3 protein-coding genes are annotated in these 1,603 nt (G+C 70.1%); 1 reads left to right on the top strand and 2 read right to left on the bottom strand.

The genetic code is table 11. The features are described 5' to 3' along the window. A partial coding sequence (locus AC5LSR_RS12235) for a cytochrome P450 (RefSeq protein WP_493468473.1) occupies window positions 1–331 on the top strand: 331 nt, incomplete at its 5' end. Window positions 332–542: 211 nt separating this feature from the next. On the opposite strand, the gene AC5LSR_RS12240 is transcribed toward AC5LSR_RS12235, so the two are convergent. Next, a complete protein-coding gene (locus tag AC5LSR_RS12240) occupies window positions 543–944 on the bottom strand; it encodes a type II toxin-antitoxin system VapC family toxin (RefSeq protein ID WP_493465788.1) in 402 nt (133 codons plus the stop codon). Then, window positions 941–1,213 (bottom strand): type II toxin-antitoxin system VapB family antitoxin, encoded by a 273-nt coding sequence (locus tag AC5LSR_RS12245; protein WP_493465787.1) that lies wholly within the window; start codon window positions 1,211–1,213, stop codon window positions 941–943. Before AC5LSR_RS12245 ends, AC5LSR_RS12240 begins: the two co-directional genes overlap by 4 nt. Window positions 1,214–1,603: the final 390 nt, after the last annotated feature.

Consider the following 1,603-nt stretch of genomic DNA (forward strand, 5'->3'; position numbering starts at 1 on the left):
CTTCAGCGCCGGGGACGGCGTCGTGCTGCTCTTCGGCTCGGCCAACCGGGACCCGGCGGCGTTCCCCGACCCCGAACGGTTCGACATCACCCGGTACGCGGGCCAGACCCCCGCGAAACGTCATCTCACGTTCAGCCTCGGCATCCACTACTGCCTCGGCGCGCCGCTCGCGCGCCTGGAGATGGAGATCGTGCTGCGCGAGCTCGTCCGGCGAGGCATCACGATGACGCCGCTCACGGACGACCTCGCCTACCGCCGGAACCTCGTCCTGCGCGGCATCGCCAGCTTCCCGGCCCGCTTCGAGCAGCAGAACAGCACCGCGGTGCCGTAGCACGCCCTCCCCCGAACCGAACACGCGACACGCGACCCAGCGTGAACACGCGACACGCCCACGGACACCGCGCCCCGACCAGGGGCCCCACGCACGGTGGCCGATGGCGTTCCGGTCGGGATGGGCGCCGTCGTGCCCAACAGGGCAGGTGTCAGTGTGGGTCCTACCGTGGCCGCCGAGACGGTGGTGCCGGCGGGATGAGACGGCGAAGCTACCCGGGGATGATGGCGAGCGGCAGGTCGGTGCGGGGGAAGTCGTCGCCAACGCAGAGCAGCGGCTCCCGCGCGACGCTGGCGGTGGCGTAGGTCAGGCAGTCCCCGAAGTTCAGCGCGGCCGGGTGGCGGCCCTTGCCGTACCGAAGGTACGCGTTGAGCGCGACCGGCCAGTGCGCGTCGGTGAACGCAAGATCCCGCATGCCGCTTTCCTGGCAGAACCGCGCGAGCAGTGACTGCCCGAGGACACCAAGCCGCGCGGTGAGCACGATTCCGGTCTCGACCAGCGTGGGTGCCCCAACACCTGGGGGGCCGTCGGCGGTGGCGAGCTGGTCGAGGAGAGTCTGCCATCCTGGTTCGCGCAGCAGGATAGCCACGATGGCGGAGCTGTCGACGATCACACACCCTCCGGGCCGTAGCCGAGAATCCGCTCCCGTTCGGCCTTGGTCAGCGCGTGCCCGAGCGTGCCCTGGGGGATCTGGGGCCATGCCTCGTCCGTGAGGAAGCGCAACAGCCGCGTGCCGCGGTCCGTCGTTGCCCGCTCGGCGGTGAGTCTCGCCCACCGCTCCCTCAGCGCCACACTGATTGCCCGGGTCTTGGTCTCGCCAGCCAGCGCCGCGACATCGGTGGCCAGCTGTTCGGTCTCCGGATCCTTGATATTCAGGGCCATGGTGGAACTCTACCTTCGATGGTGTATTTCTACCATCACTGGTCGATTGTAGTCCGGGCCGATGGCCGAGCTCGACGAGCGCCGGCCCCGGCCATCGGCCGTCAGACGGCAACCGGGACGGGTCGCCGAGCCCACGGAACCGTTCCGCGATGCGTGCTGCCGGCCCGGTCCACGGTCAGCCCCACCGGCCAGCCAGGCCCGCTTTGTGTGGCCTCACCCGGGTGGCCCACCAGCGGCGGGAGCGCCCATGATCATCGTCTGAGAAGTCTCCTGATCCGTCCCGGGCGTTCCGCGGCACCGGTGGCGGTGGCGGTGGCGGTGGCCAGGTTGCTCTTGATCGTGACGACCAGCGGATGCCCAGGACCGAGAACCCGCAGACTGTCGGCGAGG

This window comes from Protofrankia sp. CiP1_Cm_nod4 (assembly GCF_982290645.1).